This is a genomic window from Thalassospira sp. CA1 (assembly GCF_059052855.1).
This window is the reverse complement of sequence record NZ_JBZCIA010000002.1, coordinates 395,811-413,619: the sequence shown is the minus strand read 5'-3', so window position 1 is coordinate 413,619 and position 17,809 is coordinate 395,811. Positions and strand designations below refer to the sequence as shown.

At 53.0% G+C, this 17,809-nt stretch carries 17 protein-coding genes; 4 read left to right on the top strand and 13 right to left on the bottom strand.

Features of this window, described 5'->3' with window-relative positions:
- Window positions 1–66 precede the first annotated feature (66 nt).
- The 4 genes from AC5Q5A_RS06000 (at window position 67) to AC5Q5A_RS05985 (ending at window position 4,675) form a co-directional block, all read left to right on the top strand.
- The gene (locus AC5Q5A_RS06000) at window positions 67–1,632 is read left to right on the top strand and encodes a sugar ABC transporter ATP-binding protein (RefSeq protein WP_493894681.1); all 1,566 of its coding nucleotides are present in this window, start codon (window positions 67–69) and stop codon (window positions 1,630–1,632) included.
- Window positions 1,629–2,654, top strand: coding sequence for an ABC transporter permease (locus AC5Q5A_RS05995; protein ID WP_493894680.1), 1,026 nt, complete (start codon window positions 1,629–1,631; stop codon window positions 2,652–2,654). Before AC5Q5A_RS06000 ends, AC5Q5A_RS05995 begins: the two co-directional genes overlap by 4 nt.
- An 8-nt stretch (window positions 2,655–2,662) precedes the next feature.
- On the top strand, window positions 2,663–3,664 hold the full coding sequence (locus AC5Q5A_RS05990) for an ABC transporter permease (RefSeq protein ID WP_063089527.1): 1,002 nt from the start codon (window positions 2,663–2,665) through the stop codon (window positions 3,662–3,664).
- A 105-nt stretch (window positions 3,665–3,769) separates the two neighbouring features.
- Entirely contained in the window at window positions 3,770–4,675 is a 906-nt protein-coding gene (locus AC5Q5A_RS05985; protein ID WP_493894767.1) for an SMP-30/gluconolactonase/LRE family protein, read from the top strand.
- Window positions 4,676–4,713: 38 nt separating this feature from the next.
- On the opposite strand, the gene AC5Q5A_RS05980 is transcribed toward AC5Q5A_RS05985, so the two are convergent.
- From AC5Q5A_RS05980 to AC5Q5A_RS05920, 13 genes are read right to left on the bottom strand one after another with little or no spacing between them, the layout of a single operon-like run.
- Window positions 4,714–5,949, bottom strand: a complete 1,236-nt coding sequence (locus AC5Q5A_RS05980) for a beta-ketoacyl-ACP synthase (protein WP_493894679.1) — start codon at window positions 5,947–5,949, stop codon at window positions 4,714–4,716.
- Window positions 5,946–6,671, bottom strand: coding sequence for a 3-oxoacyl-ACP reductase FabG (fabG, locus tag AC5Q5A_RS05975; protein WP_493894678.1), 726 nt, complete (start codon window positions 6,669–6,671; stop codon window positions 5,946–5,948). Before fabG ends, AC5Q5A_RS05980 begins: the two co-directional genes overlap by 4 nt.
- Entirely contained in the window at window positions 6,668–7,177 is a 510-nt protein-coding gene (locus tag AC5Q5A_RS05970) for a hotdog family protein (protein ID WP_493894677.1), read from the bottom strand. Before AC5Q5A_RS05970 ends, fabG begins: the two co-directional genes overlap by 4 nt.
- Complete coding sequence (locus AC5Q5A_RS05965; protein WP_493894676.1) at window positions 7,174–8,379, bottom strand: beta-ketoacyl-[acyl-carrier-protein] synthase family protein; 1,206 nt, start codon at window positions 8,377–8,379, stop codon at window positions 7,174–7,176. Before AC5Q5A_RS05965 ends, AC5Q5A_RS05970 begins: the two co-directional genes overlap by 4 nt.
- Before the next feature lie 2 nt (window positions 8,380–8,381).
- Window positions 8,382–9,020 carry a DUF3261 domain-containing protein gene (locus AC5Q5A_RS05960; RefSeq protein WP_493894675.1) on the bottom strand — a complete coding sequence of 213 codons (639 nt, stop codon included), beginning with the start codon at window positions 9,018–9,020 and terminating at the stop codon, window positions 8,382–8,384.
- Window positions 9,002–10,240 carry an NAD(P)/FAD-dependent oxidoreductase gene (locus tag AC5Q5A_RS05955; protein WP_493894674.1) on the bottom strand — a complete coding sequence of 413 codons (1,239 nt, stop codon included), beginning with the start codon at window positions 10,238–10,240 and terminating at the stop codon, window positions 9,002–9,004. Before AC5Q5A_RS05955 ends, AC5Q5A_RS05960 begins: the two co-directional genes overlap by 19 nt.
- Window positions 10,237–12,543: an MMPL family transporter gene (locus tag AC5Q5A_RS05950; RefSeq protein ID WP_493894673.1), complete on the bottom strand. Its 2,307-nt coding sequence runs from the start codon at window positions 12,541–12,543 to the stop codon at window positions 10,237–10,239. The genes AC5Q5A_RS05955 and AC5Q5A_RS05950 overlap by 4 nt, the downstream gene beginning before the upstream one ends.
- Complete coding sequence (locus tag AC5Q5A_RS05945; RefSeq protein ID WP_493894672.1) at window positions 12,540–13,178, bottom strand: LolA family protein; 639 nt, start codon at window positions 13,176–13,178, stop codon at window positions 12,540–12,542. Before AC5Q5A_RS05945 ends, AC5Q5A_RS05950 begins: the two co-directional genes overlap by 4 nt.
- Window positions 13,175–13,582: an acyl-CoA thioesterase gene (locus tag AC5Q5A_RS05940; RefSeq protein ID WP_493894671.1), complete on the bottom strand. Its 408-nt coding sequence runs from the start codon at window positions 13,580–13,582 to the stop codon at window positions 13,175–13,177. Before AC5Q5A_RS05940 ends, AC5Q5A_RS05945 begins: the two co-directional genes overlap by 4 nt.
- A gap of 39 nt (window positions 13,583–13,621) precedes the next feature.
- Window positions 13,622–15,307 (bottom strand): glycosyltransferase family 2 protein, encoded by a 1,686-nt coding sequence (locus AC5Q5A_RS05935; RefSeq protein ID WP_493894670.1) that lies wholly within the window; start codon window positions 15,305–15,307, stop codon window positions 13,622–13,624.
- The gene (locus AC5Q5A_RS05930; protein WP_493894669.1) at window positions 15,304–16,989 is read right to left on the bottom strand and encodes an ApeI family dehydratase; all 1,686 of its coding nucleotides are present in this window, start codon (window positions 16,987–16,989) and stop codon (window positions 15,304–15,306) included. The genes AC5Q5A_RS05935 and AC5Q5A_RS05930 overlap by 4 nt, the downstream gene beginning before the upstream one ends.
- On the bottom strand, window positions 16,986–17,579 hold the full coding sequence (locus AC5Q5A_RS05925) for a COG4648 family protein (RefSeq protein ID WP_493894668.1): 594 nt from the start codon (window positions 17,577–17,579) through the stop codon (window positions 16,986–16,988). Before AC5Q5A_RS05925 ends, AC5Q5A_RS05930 begins: the two co-directional genes overlap by 4 nt.
- Window positions 17,560–17,808: an acyl carrier protein gene (locus AC5Q5A_RS05920; protein WP_064781383.1), complete on the bottom strand. Its 249-nt coding sequence runs from the start codon at window positions 17,806–17,808 to the stop codon at window positions 17,560–17,562. Before AC5Q5A_RS05920 ends, AC5Q5A_RS05925 begins: the two co-directional genes overlap by 20 nt.
- Window position 17,809 lies beyond the last annotated feature (1 nt).

Sequence of the window (17,809 nt, the reverse complement as noted above, 5' to 3'; positions counted from 1 at the left end):
AACGTCCGGGTACCGTCGATGCCTTGCGTGGCGTCGACGGTATTCAATAAAGTTAGGAAAACTGCCGTGTCAGAGAGCAAATCTCCTTATCTGTTATCGATGTCGGGCATCACCAAACGTTACGGTGGTGTCCGCGCACTGGAAAATGTCAGCTTCGATACGCACCGCGGATCAATCCATGCGCTGCTTGGTGAAAACGGTGCGGGGAAGTCGACGCTGATCAAGATCTTATCGGGTGTTGTGCAGCCTGATAGCGGAACGATCGAACTTGATGGCAACACCGTAAGCTTTGCAAACCCGCAACAGGCCAATGATCTGGGCGTGTCTTGCATTTTTCAGGAATTGTCGCTGCTGCCGGACCTGACAGTGGCCGACAACATTGGCATTACCCGTCCGCCACTTAAATTCGGAATGATCGATTATCGGGCCCAGCGCCGCATCGCCGAAGAGGCCCTTGCGCGTGTGGGCGGCGAAAACATTGATCCGATGGAAACCGTCAGCAATCTCTCACTGTCGCGGCGCCAGATGGTTGAAATCGCCAAGGCACTGGCACGCAACCCGAAAATTCTCATCTTGGATGAAGCGACGTCTGCCCTGACGGCGGCCGATGTCGATAAGGTCTTTAAGATGCTTCATCGGCTTCGCGATGAAGGGATGGCGATCATCTATATTTCGCACCGCATGCCTGAAATCGCTGAACTGGCCGATACCTGTACGGTTTATCGCAATGGCACGAAAGTCGAGACATTCAAAAACGGCACAAAATCGGACAGTGCTGTTGTCGAGATGATGATCGGTCGCGAATACAGCAGTGTCTATCCGGCAAAAAGCACCCGACCCACCGCAAGCAAGCCGATCCTGAAGGTCTCAGACTTTTCCTGGAACGATGAACTTAATGGCATCGATCTGGAAATGCGGCCGGGGGAAATTGTCGGGCTCGGTGGTTTGGATGGGCAGGGACAACGACAACTGCAACTGGGGCTGTTTGGGACCCTGATCGGGTCGAGTGGATCAGTGGAAATCAATGGCGCGCCGGTAAAGTTGAACAGCCCGAAAATGGCGAAGTCCGATGACATCGGCATTGCTTTGGTGCCCGAAGACCGCAAATACGAAGGCCTGATGTTGTCTATGACCGTGCGTGAAAACCTGTCCTTTGCCGCGGTCGAAAAAATGAGCCGGATGGGTGTTGTTGATAAGCGCGCAGAAGAGGCTGCGATTGACGAGATGATCGCGCTTCTAAAGATCAAGGCAGACGGCATTGACGGTCCTGTCGGGGCGCTATCCGGGGGGAACCAGCAGAAAGTCGTTATCGGCAAGTGGCTAATGACCAAGCCACGCATCATTCTGTTGAACGATCCGACGCGTGGAATTGATGTCGGCACCAAGCAGGAAATCTATCAACTGTTGCAAAAATTGGCGGCAGAGGGATGTGCAATCCTTTTGTATTCCACCGATTACGACGAGTTGATTGGCTGCTGCGACCGAGTGCTGGTGATGTATGACGGCAGGATCGTGCGAACGCTTGCCGGCGATGATCTTAACGAAACAAATCTGGTGTCAGCCGCGCTTAACCTGCCGGAACAGGCAGCAAACCGACCTGAACCAAAAAAACTACAGGAAGCGTCGCTATGACTGTGAGTTCAGAACCAGCAGATCTGGTTTCTCGCCAAAAATACTTCGGCTGGGTGGGCCGCCTGTCGGCGGCACAGCGCGGTATTCTGATCGCAATGCTTATCTTTGCCACCATGTTCATCGTCTACGGCTGGAAGCAGGCAGCGGGCCTGACGCCCAACATGATAAATACCGCGGCCAACAAGGGCGCATTGCTCGCACTTGTCGCCATGGCGCAGACCTTGCCTGTTATCACCCGCGGGCTTGACCTGTCGGTGGGGGCGACATTCGTTCTGGCGAACTGCCTTGCTTCGACGATTGTCGTTGATGGGCCGATTGCAACCACGTTCGGCATTTTGGGTGTGCTGTTGCTTGGGCTGGCTTGCGGGGCTGTAAACGGCTTGATTATCGTCTATGGGCGGTTGCAGCCGCTGATCGCGACATTGGCCACCAGTGCGGTTTATTTCGGTATTGCGCTTGCCGTTCGGCCCCAGCCGGGTGGTTCGGTCAATTTTGAACTTGCCGACTTTATGACGCGATCATCTTTTGCCATACCGCACAGTGTTTTGCTGTTGCTGGCTGTCGTTGTGTTCATCTGGATCCCGTATCGCCGTTCAGTTTTGGGTAGAGCCGCCTTTGCCATCGGCTCATCCGAACAGGCAGCGTATATGTCCGGAATTCCGATCAATCGCGCAAAGATGCTGGCCTACACCCTAAGCGGTTTGTTGGCATCTATTGGCGGGATCCTTTTGACAGCATTGACCTATTCCGGCGCAGCGAAGATGTCGATTGCCAACGAGTACACGCTTAATTCCATCGGCGCAGTTGTCATTGGCGGTACGTCTTTGTTTGGCGGTGTTGGCAGCGCGGTTGGCTCGATTTTCGGGGCCTTTGTCATGCGGACCGTTGGTGATCTGTTGATCGTGTTTGACATCAACCCAGTCTTGCAGCCGCTATTTGTGGGCGTCGTACTGCTTGTTGCGGTCAGCCTCGGGTCGCTACGCGTGCTCCGAATCAAGAACAGACTAGATATTTATCGGTAAGGCGGAAAATGAGTGTTTCAGGCGTAATCGCAAGGCAATTTGATCGGGCAACCCTTATTGCGTTTGCATGTGTGATTGTTCTGCTTCTGATCGGGGCAATGGTTGAACCTGCCTTTCTGTCACCGAAATATTTGATCCAGCAGCTCCATACCGCATCCTTCCTGGGTGTGGTGGCAAGCGGGGTGATGCTGGTCATTCTGCTGGGGCATATTGATCTGTCCATTCCCTGGACAATCGGCGTCGGCGGCATGATGGCAACTGGTGCCACAGGGTTTCTGGGGCCGGAGTGGGGCGTTACACTTGCCGTTCCATTTGGCGTTCTATGCGGTGCATTGATCGGGACGGTAAATGGACTTGGCGTGGCATATTTGCGTGCGCCAGCCATGATCTTCACGCTCGGCATGAATGCCGTGGCGCAAGGCCTTATGGTTTATCACACTGGCGGTTTTGCCCCGCAGGATCGGGCGACCGAATTCATGCGGGAATTAGCTGTCGGACATTTCATTCCGGGTATTCCCAATCCGCTTCTGATCTGGATCATTTTGGGGGCAGCGATTGTCTTCATGCTGAACAGGTCCGTTCTTGGTCGGCGTATCTATGCTGTCGGAAATCAGGAACGTTCAGTTTTTCTGAGTGGCGTTGATACACGCAAGGTCATTTTGGCTTGTTTTATCTTTTCCGGTGCGTGTGCGGCGTTGACTGGCGTTCTCTTGGCGGGGTGGGCCAATAGGTCTTATCAGGCGATGGGTGATCCATACCTGTTGCCGACCATTGCGGCGATCATTCTTGGCGGGACGAATGTTCTGGGTGGTCGTGGTAAGTATGTTGGGACGGTTGCCGGCGTGATTTTGATTACCATCTTGCAATCGATGCTGTCGGTGGTTCAGCCGCAGCGGTATTTTGCCCAACTCGGTGTCGATATTCCTGCGGATACTTTCCGACAGGTGGTGTTCGGCGTGGTGATCATCGGGATGTTGTTGATCTATGGGCGGCAACAGTTGGTGCGTTAAGGGTATTTGCGCTTAGGGGCGTAGACTTTCGGACATCAGATACGTTTAGCAAAGGACGTTCAATTGGCTAACTGTGCCGCAGACAAGCATCAAGATGCATTCGGTATGGTGGAACCCTATCAGGTTCTTGACCGTCGGTTCCGCGACCTTGTGTTGCCAAATGTCAGGCTGAGAAAAATTTCTGGCGGGCATTTGTGGACAGAGGGACCGGTTTGGTTTCCAGCGCATCAATGCCTGTTGTTTTCTGACATTCCAAATCAGAAGATCTTCCGTTGGATGTGTGACGGTTTGGTCAACGTGTTCCGGGAGAATTCCGACTTTGCCAACGGCAATACGATCGATTTCAACGGTCGTCTGATTACCTGTCAGCACGGCACGCGATCAGTGACACGAACCGAACATAACGGCGCAATCACGACGCTTGCTGATGGATTTGAGGGCAGTCGGCTTAATTCGCCAAACGACGTTGTCGCCAAATCCGATGGGTCGATCTGGTTTACGGACCCGACCTACGGAATATTGTCGAACTATGAGGGCTACAAGGCCACACCGGAACAGAAATACAACAATGTATTTCGCCTTGATCCTGCAAAGGGCACCTTAACCAGTGTGACACCGGAGTTTCATAAACCAAACGGTTTGGCATTCTCGAATGATGAGACGCTGCTTTATATCGCGGAATCAGGCAGCAGCCACGACGAGGGAGTTCCCGCCGTCATTCGGGTTTACGACATTGTAGACGGACACAGACTTGAAAATGGTCGTGACTTTGCCGAGATCGATCAAGGTTTGCCTGACGGGATCAGAGTAGATTGCTATGGCAATGTATGGAGTTCTGCGGCCGACGGCGTGCATTGCTTTGATCCGACAGGTGTGTTGCTCGGCAAGATACTGGTGCCCGAAACCGTATCGAATTTAACGTTCGGCGGTGCACGGGGGAACGAGCTTTTGATTACGGCAACGACAAGCGTCTATGCCATTCATGTCAACAGCGAAGCATTGGTTCGATAGCTTAAATCTTTGGCAGATTTTCAATCCGGCGCAGTCGCTTAGTGGTCTTCGAGCCTGAAAATAAGCGAGGTGTTAATCCCGCCAAATGCAAAGTTGTTGCTCATCAAATGTTCGGCTTGGATATTTCTGGCACTGCCTGAAATATAGTCCAGCTCGGCGCAGGCGGGATCGACCTCTGACAGGTTTGCAGTCGTCACGAAATTGCTTTCACGCATCATTTCCAGCCCCAGCCAGGCTTCAATCGCGCCACAAGCACCAAGGCTGTGGCCAAAGTGGCCCTTAAGGGTGTGTATCGGGACCGCACGATCGAAAACAGCACGCGTAGCCTCACTTTCGGCGATGTCACCGTGGTCAGTTGCTGTGCCATGCCCACTGACGATGTCGATGTCACCACCAGATAGCGCTGCATCATCAAGCGCCCCCTGAAGGGTGCGGGCCATTGTTTTGCTGGCTGGGTGCGTTATGTGTGAGCCATCCGAGTTGGTCGCAAACCCGACAATCTCGCCCAGAATTTTTGCTCCGCGTGCCTTTGCGTGCTCGAATTCTTCAAGGATCAGAGTGCCAGCACCTTCGCCAATCACCAAGCCATCGCGTTTGACGTCATAAGGACGGGGTGTTGCTTCTGGCGTATCATTGCTGACGCTGGTTGCAAACAGCGTATCAAACACGGCCACCATGGTCGGGCATAGTTCTTCGGCACCACCGGCGATCATGACATCTTGCTTGCCATATTTGATTGCCTCATACGCATATCCGATCCCCATGCTGCCAGATGTGCAGGCGGTTGATGTGGGAATGATCCGCCCGGTAATCCCGTAAAGAACACCAATATTGACCGCTGCTGTATGGCTCATCATCTGAATGTAGCTGGTGGCGGTGATCGCGTTGCTATCTCCGTGTTCCATCAGGCGGGTAAAGCCAAGGACTGGTGGTGTGCTGCCAAATGACGATCCATATGCGATACCGAGCCGTCCGCCTTCAAACAATGCGGTATCATTCCGCAAACCCGCCATTTCAAGCGCGTCGTCGGTTGCTGCGACAGCCATCTGCGCGACGCGTCCCATGCTGCGTAACTGTTTCCGATTAAAACGAGTTTTGAGCGAAAAGTCCGGCACAGGTGCGGCAAGACGGGTACGCAAATCGTATTTGTCATCCCACTCCGACATTCGCGCAATGCCGGTCTCGCCAGCTTGCATGCGGGCTTTGATGGTTGGCCAGTCGTTGCCAAGTGCTGTAATGCCGGACATTCCGGTGACGACAACGCGGCGGGTCATAACATGCCCCCATTAACACTGATGACCTGACGTGTGACATATGATGCATCGTCGCTGCACAGGAATGAAATGGTCGCGGCGACTTCATCGGCTGTTCCATATCGGCGCATCGGGATCATGGCCTTGACCTCATCTTTGGGGAGGTCTTTGGTCATCTGTGTTTCGATGATCCCGGGTGCCACAGCATTGACGGTGATTTTACGTTTCGCGAGTTCCAGGGCGAGGGACTTTACCGCCCCGATGATCCCGGCCTTTGACGCCGAATAATTCACCTGGCCGCGGTTGCCTGCAATTCCTGCAATTGATGTCAGGGCCACGATGCGCCCGCCTTTGCGCTGCTGAATAATTGGCATCAATAGCGGCTTGATAACGTTGTAAAATCCGTCAAGATTAGTGTGAATGACGCTGTCCCAGTCATCGTCTTCAAGGGCGGGAAATGGACCATCCCGTGTGACACCTGCATTCAGAATAATGCCATATGGTGCGCCATGTTCGGCGATATCGTTTTCCAAGGCTTCGCGTGTCGCATCCCGATTGGAGATATCAAACTGAACCAGGCGGGCCTGAACCCCGGATGACAGAACATCTTTTGCGACAGTTTCAGCGCCATCACGATCAGAGTTATAATGAAGAACGATGTCAAAGCCATCCCGTGCAAGACGTCGTGCTGTTGCGGCACCTATGCCCTTGCTGGCGCCTGTTACCAATATGGTCCTGGTCATTGGTCTGTTGTTTCTTGGTTGTTGTCCGAAGGTGATGTCAAAGAAGTTTCATTGTCTTTGGGCTGATATACATTGATGCGTGCGGCGACAAGTATTTCCTCGCCCAAACGGATCTCCCCGTCAAACACACCCATTTCACCATCTTCAAAGATGTTGCTTATGTGAACCGACAGGGTGCGGCCAACCGGGAACCAGTTGCGTGACAGCGTGACCTTACGCGAACCCAGAAGGTATCCGATACGTGGTGTCGCGTCAGGATCATTGTTTTTTGCGCGCCAGCCGCTATAGGCGGCAACAGTCTGTGCAATATATTCAATGCCCACATAGCTCGGCACACCTTTGTTGGGAACGCAGAACATGCTGTTGGCCGTGATGTCGACTTCAGCGGTCAGTGAGGTTTCGTCGGCGGACATGGCCCGATCAATCAACAACATCGGCTTTGCATGCATGACCAGTTCACTGATCGGGGGCAGGGCATGATTATGGCGCTGTGGCATGTTGGTCATGAAGTTGTCCACCCTTTTCCAAGGATGACGGAGACATTGCTGCCGCCAAAGGCAAATGAGTTGCTCATCATTGCCAGGCGATCAGCCGGCGCCAGGGATTGCTGTGCAGCCACAAGGTTCAATTCCGGAATGTCATCATCCCGTTCGCCATCCCAGCGATGCTGCGGGAGCGGTGCGCCAGTCTTGTTTTCGCAAAGAGATAGCCAAAGAATTGCGGCTTCGATTGCGCCAGCAGCCCCCAAGCTATGCCCGGTCAGGGGTTTGGTCGAACTGGCCGGTACGTTTGATCCCAGAACTTCTGTAACGGCCTTGGCCTCCATAACATCATTAAGTGGCGTTGCCGTGCCATGAAGGTTGATATAGGCGATGTCGTTTGCTGTCAGGCCTGCATGCGCCAAGGCGGTGCGCATGGCACGTGCCGCGCCAACGCCATCCGGGTGTGGGGCGTTGGGGTGATAGGCGTCCGAGCTTTCACCGACACCAAGCAATTGGATATCGCCTGCATCCTTGCGCAGAATGAAGAGGGCGGCACCTTCACCAATATTGATGCCGTCGCGGTTCCGGCTCATTGGGTTACAAATCGACACCGAAAGTGATTGCAACGTATCAAACCCGCCAACGGTCAGCCGACACAAACTGTCAACGCCCCCAACAAGAACGGCATCGCAGATATCCGCCTTTAGCAATCGCATGCCCGATGCAAACGCCTTTGCACTCGACGAGCAGGCGGTAGAAACGGAGTAGGCAGGGCCCCCAAGCTTAAAGGCATCCCTTAAAAATGCAGATGGGGATCCTATTTCCTGATGTTCATACCGGAAGGTATCAGGAAACGCGCCGGTTTCGATGCGGTGCTGATAGTAATTGGTGCCTTCTTCAATCCCGGAGGTGCTGGTCCCGATCAGAACGCCAATCCGTTGCCGGCCATAGGTGGCAATCAGCTCTTCAATCTCATTCCCGATCTGGCTTGTAGCGGCCCAAAGAAGACGGTTATTGCGGGTGTCATGTGCTGATAATTGCGGCGGCAGTGCAGGCAGGTCTGCCGTAACAGAGCCAAGAATGGCGTCACGGTCCGGTAAAAAACCGCTGCGTTTTATCATGTCTGCCTGTCTGCCTCCGGCAAGTGTCGCCGAGGTCTCTGCCTTGCCACTTCCCAACGCGGAAATGATGCCAAGCGATGACAGATAGAATGCATGCCGGGTCATACTTAATTCCCGGTCCGTATTGAATTGATCTTGATGCGATAGTTGAATTGCTGGTTTTTCAGAATGGCCTGACCTTGCCAGACGTCTTTGATCGGGTGTTCGATGGAGGCGTATTTGCGGCCCGTATCGTCAAGCCGAATGGTTCGTTCACCAAATCCCTCATGAACCGACATACTATCGGGCAGGGCATCTTCAACAGCATCAAGTGGCCAATAGGTCATGACAATGTCCGCAAGAAGTCTTTTGGTATCAAATTCTTGCGGCAACCAATTCGCATTGTGGATTATGATTTCCTCAGCGGTCCAGTCGATTTCAACGGCGCGACGGCCAAGATCATCAATCAGGACAATTCGCGCACGATCGGGCTGAATATTGATGCGCCCCTGAAAGGTTGCGGTTCCGGATTGGGTTTGATTGTTCCAGGTTGCTTCAACCTGTTGGGCAACATCAATTGTCTCGTCTTCATCCCAAGGGGCCGTGGGCAGCGTGAATTCAAGCCCGTCTGCCAAGGCAACCTTATGCCCAACATTGCCTGAAAATACATCCGGCAGGGTTACCTGAGGCAGGTTCATTGTCTCGCACGCCGACAGGCCGATCATGCAGGCAAAGATCATTGCGGATTTCAGGATGCGGGAGTGCATAGGTCGTGCAACATCTCAAGATAACGGTCGGTTTTGGCAACCAGCGGATTTTCCATGTTCCATGCATAACCTGCCAGGATGGAAACGACCATACGTTTCAGTTGGGAATCATCATCTGGTTGTTCAAAAATAATTGTCTGCAAGCGGCCGTCATACCATGCATCGACATACGATCTGAAGGTTTCCACGCCCCGGACCAATGGCTTGGCAAAGCCCGTCTCCCAGTCGATGTCGGTGCGTCCCTGATGGCGCGCGATCAACATATCCGCGGCCAATTCTGCGGAATGAAGGGCAATTGTAACACCTGACGAGAATACCGGATCAAGGAAACCGGCAGCATTGCCAAGCAATACGTACCCGTCGCCGCACAGCTTTTCAGATTCCGCACTGTATCCGGCGATTGATTGCAATTGCCGGGCTTGGTTCGCATTGGCCAGCAAATGACCAAGGCGGGTTTCGGATATCAGTCGGTCAAAGATGTTCTGTTCGGACATACCGGCAAATTCAGGGTCGCCATCAGGATAAATAACCCCAACGGATGCGGTGCCATCTGAAAACGGGATCAGCCAGTACCAGATATCGTGACGATCAGGATGAACGGTGATCAGGATTTTGTCACGGTCATAGCCAGGGTCGTCAATGCGGTCGTTTACATGGGTAAACAATGCACGCCGGGCGATTGATTGCGGTGCACGGGCAAGTCCCAAAAGTTTTGGTAAAACACGACCATAGCCGCTGGCATCGACAATAAAACCTGCCCGCAATTCGGATGTTGCGCCCGCTTTATCCTGATAGGTGATGAGACAATTACCGTCTGTGGTCTGTACTGCTGTGACCGTATGACCAAATCGAAGGTCAACACCGGCGCGTGCAGCCTCGTTGGCAAGGATATGATCAAATTCGGCACGCTTCACCTGATAGGTTGTGCCCCAATCACTGGTCTCGAAATTCTGGCGGAAATCAATAGTGCGATGTTTTTTGCCGGACTCGAATACAGCGCCGTTTTTGTGCTGGAAACCCGCTTTTTCAAGGGCGGGTAGAAAACCGGCACGTTCAAGCACATTCATGCAATTTGGCAGAAGACTCTCGCCTATGACGAAGCGTGGAAATTCCTGTGCCTCAAGCACTGTGACATGAAGTCCTGCATCGTGAAGCAGTTTTGCCACTGTGCTGCCAGCGGGACCGGCGCCAATGACGGCGATATCGCAATCCTGTCTCAATTTCCACGTCCTGTTGTTGTCGTGAGTTTGATTGGTGCTGTCATCCAGAAGGCAAGGAACCAGGCGCCAACCAAGCCGATTGCTATCACAGTGCCGATATCGCTAACCAACGGGACTGAACTGGTCGCCAGAAGGCCAAATGCAAGAACGCTGCTAATCAGCGACAGAAAGACCGCAAGCTGGGTATGTGCTGCTTGTTCCCCGTCATTTCCTTCACTGAGGAAAAGCACGTAATCCGCGCCAATCGCAAAGACGAGGAACATTGCCATCGTTGTAAAGAAACTGATCGAAACACCCAACACAGTCCCGCCAAGGAGCGCAAACAAGATCGCGCCGGCAGGGGCGGAAAAGATACGGATACCTTTTTGAACGCCATAGCGCAGCGAGGCAAGAAACAGCGCAATCAGCAGAACCGAGCCAAGTGCGACATAGGCCCAATAGCGGTATTCCGCGAATTGAGCGCTGATCGTTTCCGTTGGGCTGATCAGGCGGGCATCGTCAAACGGCTCAAGAACCTTGGCGACCGCGCCACCATCTGAAACACCACGCAGTCGGATGATATCGGATGCGCCAGCTTGAAGTGTTGTCACCTCATGCAAGGTATTGCCTACCTTATCCGGACTAAGGTACGGCGCGTCCAAATCCGGGGTGTTGATGGAAATTTGCAAAGCTTCGCCCAGTTCTGGGGCGAATGGTTGGTAAAGGTTTTTTCGAACCAGTTCTCTGTTGGCTTTCTGGCGCGCAATGGAGGGGACAAAATCTGATAATGCCATAGCACCCTGAATTTTCCCGTCGGCGATCAGCGGTGAGATGGCTTGGCGAACCGCCTCGGATGTCTCAAGACGTTTCTGTGCGCTGTCGCCGTCAATCCGGATAAATGCCGGACTTCCGCCCAAGCCAAGGGTTTCTGATATGGTCCGGGCGTCTGACACCAGGATCGAGTTGCTTTGACCAAGCGCGCGTATGTCATCATGGCCTGGAATAAGATAAGCCGTAACGGGGAGGGCGGCGATCAGGAGGCCTGCCACAATCAATCTCAGCCGCGTTGAAACAACAAGGTAGGACAAGGCAACCATAAGGTTGTTGTGTATGACCGCTATCGGCGAGTTAGTCCGAACTTTGCGGGCCGGGAAAAGCGGAAGCAGGAATTTTACCGAACAATAGGCCGAAAGCAGTCCGGCAATCGAATAGATGGCGATTTGCAGCAACAAACTGGTGGGGCTCAGTGCCAGCGCGATAAAGCCGATCACCGAGGTTAAAAGCCCCAGACCAAGACCGCTTCGGATTGCTTTAAAGCGATCATCGGACCCCGTTTTACCCGTCGGAACCACGAGAAAATGCAGGGCATAGTCAATTGAAATCCCGATCATTGTCGCGCCGAACACCAGGGCAATCGCATGAATGGTGCCGAAAAAGGCAGTCAGGGCTGCAGCACCCGCAATCAGTCCACTTCCGACAACCACAATCGCGCCGATAAGTGGTAACGGTGAAAAAAAGGTCAGGCCGATCATGATTGCGATCCCAAGTGTCGCAATCAAAGCAATGGTTTGAACGTCACTTTTGGCTGTGGCGGCTTCGTTCACGGCAAAGAATATCTGACCGGTTTTTAAGATATTCAGTTCGGGGGAATTTTGGTGCGCGTCGCTGATGATCAGGTTGATCTGATCGACCCAGTTTTGAGCATGGCGGCCCGATTGACCACTTTGCAGTGAGACAATCAATGGAAGATAACTGCGATCATTTTTGGTGACGATGTCATTCCCGGGGCCGAGTTTGGTCGCCAAACCAGTCAGAAATTCCGGCATTAGCAGGAACGGATCCTGCTTTAACGTTGTGCTGGTGAAGGATGATGCCGGCGAATAAAGCTGTTGAAGTGTGCGCTGATACAGCAGATCTGCTTGCCCGTTGGCAAGTGCAGTCCTGTCACTGTCAGACAACAACCCGCTGGCATAGGGGCCATAGAGGCCGCGCACGTCTTCAAGGCGTCCGGCGCTTTGTCCGGGCAGCGTGACGCTTTCAGTGCCATCTATCTGCGATATTTCTGTTTTGAGCTTTTCGGCAAGGGATGTCAGCTGATCCCGGTCAGTATGGGACAACATCAAAATCGCCTGTCGACCATTTTCCCTTAGGAGGGCCCGTACCGCGTCAATATCGCTGATGCCATCCTGATTGCGTTCCTGTTCCTGGCCAATCAATGACAGAAAGTCAGCATCCAATTCGGTCCGGTCTATCGCAAACTGCCAGACAGAGAAGCTGGCCATCACGACGAGACAAATGATCCAAATGAATGCGCTGCGCATCATTCGGGTATCCCGTCTGTAAAGAGTTTGGCGAATTCAGGTGGAAGAGGAAGCATTCCAACCACCTGATCATCAAACGTAATGACATCCTGATCCGATGATGGTTTTTCGATCGTCACCGTCCTGACAAAGATATCGCCTGACGCCGCGATCCGGTTCACCTGGGTCGCGACCGCGCTATTGGTGATCGGCGTTAGGATGGCTTCCCATGTGTTTGATTGTGTGGCGTTTTCGGCAATATCAAACTGGCTTTGCAAGGTGTCCCAGTTACCTGACAAAACCGAAGAGATCATGCGGACGAACTGTCGTGTCTCTGACCCACTTGCCAAGGCATTTCGGTCACCATTCGGGGTAATCGTAAAAATTCCATCACCCTCAAGGACGGTTATTCCGGGAAACGGGAAAGTTGTTTTCCAGATCAAACCATTTTGAGGCGATATAACGAATTCACCACGCGACAGCAGCGGCTTTTCAAATCCGTCCAGATGACGGGCAAGCTCAAACGTGCCTTGAAGGTACTCGTTCTGATCAAGCGGGGTGGGTTTGGCTGTCTCTGCGTGCAATGCCCGCTGTCCTGCCGACAGACCGACAATGACGAACGCACACAGTTTGATCAGAACAAGAAAACGGCGGATCACAGGAGAGCCTCCATCTTTTCGATGAAGAAATCCGGGCTGCGATACAGCATTTCGCCGCTGGCTTTTTCAACAGCGACCTGAATGGTAAATCCCTTGGTCAGTTTTTGGCCCGTTTTCGCGTCCGTCACCAGATAGTCGATCTTCAGGCGATTTTCATATTCCCGCAGGGTTGCCGTGATCGTAATTTCCTGACCAAAGCGACAGGGGGCGACATATTTGACGCGCATATCGACGACTGGCCAGACAAAGCCGGACTCATCCATCCGCGGGTAATTGTAGTCAATCTTGTCGAGCAGGGCACACCGGGCATTCTCGAAGAACTGAACGTAATTGCCATGCCAGACCACGTTCATCGGGTCGAGATGATAAAACTGTACGATTTCTGTGACTGATGCGCTGATCATCAAACGCCCTCATTGCCACATCTGGCGTGTTCCTGGTGGTTATTCATTGTTATCCTTCTTGTCTGCCCAGAAATCGTAAAAATTGAACCATTGCAGCGGTTGTTTCACAACAAGCTTTTCCAGCCAGCTTGCATATGTTTTTGCATATTTCGTGATTGTGGCCGTGCGTGTCTTACGCGGCAAGTCTATGCGCTCAGCCAGCTTTTCCCAAGAAATGTTGAAACGTTTGCCATCGCGCCAGGCCGCGACCATGTAGATCGGGCACTGCAGAAGGTGGGCAAGGATAAATGGCCCCTGCGGAAATGGCGCATTCTGGCCGATAAAAGGTACAGAAACCGTTTTATCCCGGGCGCCGATAGCCACACGGTCAGCAGCAATTACGATCCATTCACCACGTTCCACCTTTTCGCGGAGAAGCATCGCGGTATCTGGGCCGATATCGCTAACCTCGATCAGGTCGACCTGGCTTTCCGGGGCAAGCTGTTGAAGCACGCGGCCGAACCGTGCGGCATTTTTCTGATGAAGCAGCACATTGACCCGAAAGTTACGATCGCGGCTGGCGATAGCGCGAACGAGTTCGATATTGCCAAAGTGCGAGACAAAGAGGATTACCGCCTGATCCCGGGGAATATAGGAAAAAAGACTGTCCGCATCTTCGGGCAGATCAAGATCATCAATGTTCATTTCGCCGCACCAGGCAGCGATTTTATCAAGGGCAGATTCCCCGAACTTCATGAAATGGCCAAAGCTGTCACGCGTGGTCGGCTTGGGATCGCCATTATGCGCTGCTACGCGTTCTAGGAAGTCTTGCGATGCCGCCCGTGCTGTGCGCCCTGTCACGAAGAAATAGGCAATGATCGGCGACATCACTGCCAGACATAGCTTTCGTCCGCCAAAACGATAAACCTGTCCGAGAAACCGCATGCCCCAATAAATGCCGCGTTCATCGATTTCAGACCAATGGTTGCCACTGTCTGCCTTTTTGGATGACGCAAACCGTCCGCCCTTGGCAATGAAGCGTGGAAGCCGTGCAAGCATGCCGCACACCAGTCGGGTATGCATCCAGCTGATCAGAACGTTATCGCGCCACATACGAAAGTTCGACGTGTTTCCAACCGGGTAGGTGACCTTGATGGGCATATGGATTACGGGCACGCCTTGCCAGAAAAGACGAACCATGATCTCTGTGTCGAAGTCCATCTTGTGGCCGATGCCATGGCGTTTCCAGATATCAAGGCTCGGGCCAATGGGATAGACCCGAAACCCGCACATGCTGTCGCGGATCTGAAGCGACAGTGTTTCAATCCAGACCCAGACATGGGTCACGCAGCGACCGATCTTGCGCCCGGTGGGGATGCTGTCATCATATATCGGAAGCCCGGTAATAAGGGCTCCGGGCGATTGTTGCGCAAGTTTGACCATGTCATCGATGCGATCAAGGTCATGCTGACCATCGGCATCAATCTGAAAGGCATGGGTGAAACCATGACGCATGGCCGCGGCCATGCCCGTCATCACGGCCACGCCTTTGCCAGCATTTTCTTCAAGTCGTTGGCAGTAAACACCGCCATCAGGTGAATGTAACTTGATTACGGCGTTTCGGGTTTCGGTGTCCGAACCATCATCGACGATAAAAACTGGGATATCGTGCGCACGAATGCGCGTCACGACACTTTCCAGCGCGGAACTGTGGTTATGGGTGGGGACGACGGCACAAAGCTTCATGCGGCGTCACCATCATACTTCAAGATGCCCGAGCTCAGATCGCCGTCACTGTCCGAGAAGTAACGGAATTTTACTTTCTGGCGACTTGCATCAAGGCGCATTTCCAAGTTCACAACATGCCCCGGTAGGATCGGTTTTCGGAACTTAAGCTGTGAAACCTCAGAGGTTGTTTCAGGCGTTCCGAACATGGATGACGCATAGGACGTCGCCCAATGAAGTTGGGTGACGCCCGGTAAAATTGGCATGTCCGGGAAATGACCGGCAAAGTAAATCAGGTCTTGGCGCAGCCTCAGTTTGAGCGCGACCTGATCGTCGGTTTGAACAGTGTCGAGAATATCGGGTTCCGTTGGCCTTTGCGCGAACACAGCGCGCAACAGATGAAGCGGGCGCTTGCCCTGGCTGTCTGTTGGGATCTGGTCAACAAACCGCCAGCGCTGCGGCAGGGCGGCGTCTTCTTCAAATTCGGCGATCTGCCGGCGTAACAAACGCCCCATCCGAAAAGTGCCCAATTCTTGATGCCGGGCATCGCCCACATCGCTAAGGACAACAATTGCACCAAGTCGGCGATCATTATCGTAGGGAAGTAAAACAACCGCCTCTGACACCAGATCTGAGGCCATCAAATGTTGTTCCACCGAACTCAGTGAAACACGTTTTCCTTCAACCTTTACAATTCGGTCGGCACGCCCCAGTAAACGAAACTTCCCGGAAGTTTGGTCAATATCTGCTTTGTCTTCGGTTTGATACCAGTCTGCTTGGGCAATATGCGGTGCCTGCACCGCAAGGCATCCCTTATCATTCAGACGCGGTGTTACGCCGGGCAGGGGCGTCCAGTCTGTTTCAGCGGATGTTTGTCGTCGATAAGCAATGCCGCCGGTTTCCGTGCTGCCATATATTTCGATAGGACAGGTTCCGAACATGTCCCGCGTCGCTTGTGCATGTTCGTAGTCAAGTGGTCCGCCGGACGAGAAAATCAAAGATGGTCGCGCTATATCGACCAGACCCGGATGCAGGTTCTTGAGATGTGCGGGACTGGTGATCAGGACATCTCCCTGTTTAAGGTCACCCTGCATCATTTCCCAGAATGGCGCAGGGTCAGCGGTGAATATCCGGCCAGACATGACCGGCCAGATCACACGAAAGATCAGGCCGTAAATATGCTGGTGCGAAACCAGCCCGACAATCCGCGCGCTTGCTGAAATCATCGGCGACCATAGGGGGGCCTGAATGGCGACTTCTTGCTCAATCTGTTCAAGTGTTTTCGCAACAGGCTTCGGAAGGCCTGTGCTGCCGGATGTAAAAAACACGGCAAAACAACGTGCTGGATCAGGTGTTTGGTCTGGTTGCTGAGGACAGGTTGCTTGACCATCTTTCACCAGATCGTCGATTGATGCGTCATCAAGGAAAAGATCATACTGATCATCGATGGTACCGAGATAGGCGGGTTTGTCGGTCGCAGGCAGGATTACCGTCGAGCCACGCTGCCATATTGCCATCAGGGCAATCGTGAACAGATGTGCAGATTGACAGTGAACTGCGATGCGTTTTTCACCCGGAAGGTTTGCCGAAAGTGTGACGGCATCCTTGATCAACTCTTCGCGCGTGACTAGCCGTTCACCAACAATGCACTGGGGCTTATTGCGGCTTTCTGTCTGGTAAAGGGCTGTCAAAAATCCGTTCATGCTCGATGATCATTGATGTGACGTTGGTGGCGGGCTTTGATGATGCGGCGAACAGGCCATTCCCCGACAAACAAAACTGCAATCAAAATATATGAAATCAACCCGTTATATAGGGTCCACATTTCAAGTGTTGCGTAAAGTGCGGTCCACAAGGCAACCAGACCATTCGCTATAAAGAACGCGATCCATACTTTGGTCAATCTTCGGGTGTAAATCACCCCGAACGGATCGAGTTCCGGTGTTTGAAGGCGGGCGAACCGCTCAATAATCGGCATTCCGGAGAACAGCGACAGCGTGAACACCAGGGCGAGGGTTGCACTGATAATGACCGGGTAGAAACGCAAAGCCAAGATCTCGCTGGCAAAGCCTGCTGCGCCGAGGATAATGGCAGCAATGCCTGCGATCAGTCCCGCACCATATTTGTTGGCGATGAAGAACATAACAGCGCGTGCAATGACAAAGATGATGGCCGCGATCAGGATAATACGTGGGGAAACCGCGCCCAAACCGAAATACACGATAACCGGATAGGCGATGCCCAACAGGGCAATAACGATGGTCAAAATCCTTTTAGGAACTGACCAGGTCATGAATTTTCTCTACCACATCATCTACCGTGCGCACCGACCGGAATTCCATGGCCGGGATTTTCTTGCCGGTAATTTCCTGAAACTTCACAATAAGATCAACCGCATCAATACTGTCGAGATCAAGGTCTTCCATCAGGCGGGCATCAGGTTGGATGTCCTCTGCCGGGACTTCGAACATATCGACAAGATAATCATGGAGCTGCTGATAAACGTCTTCACGGCTATGCATG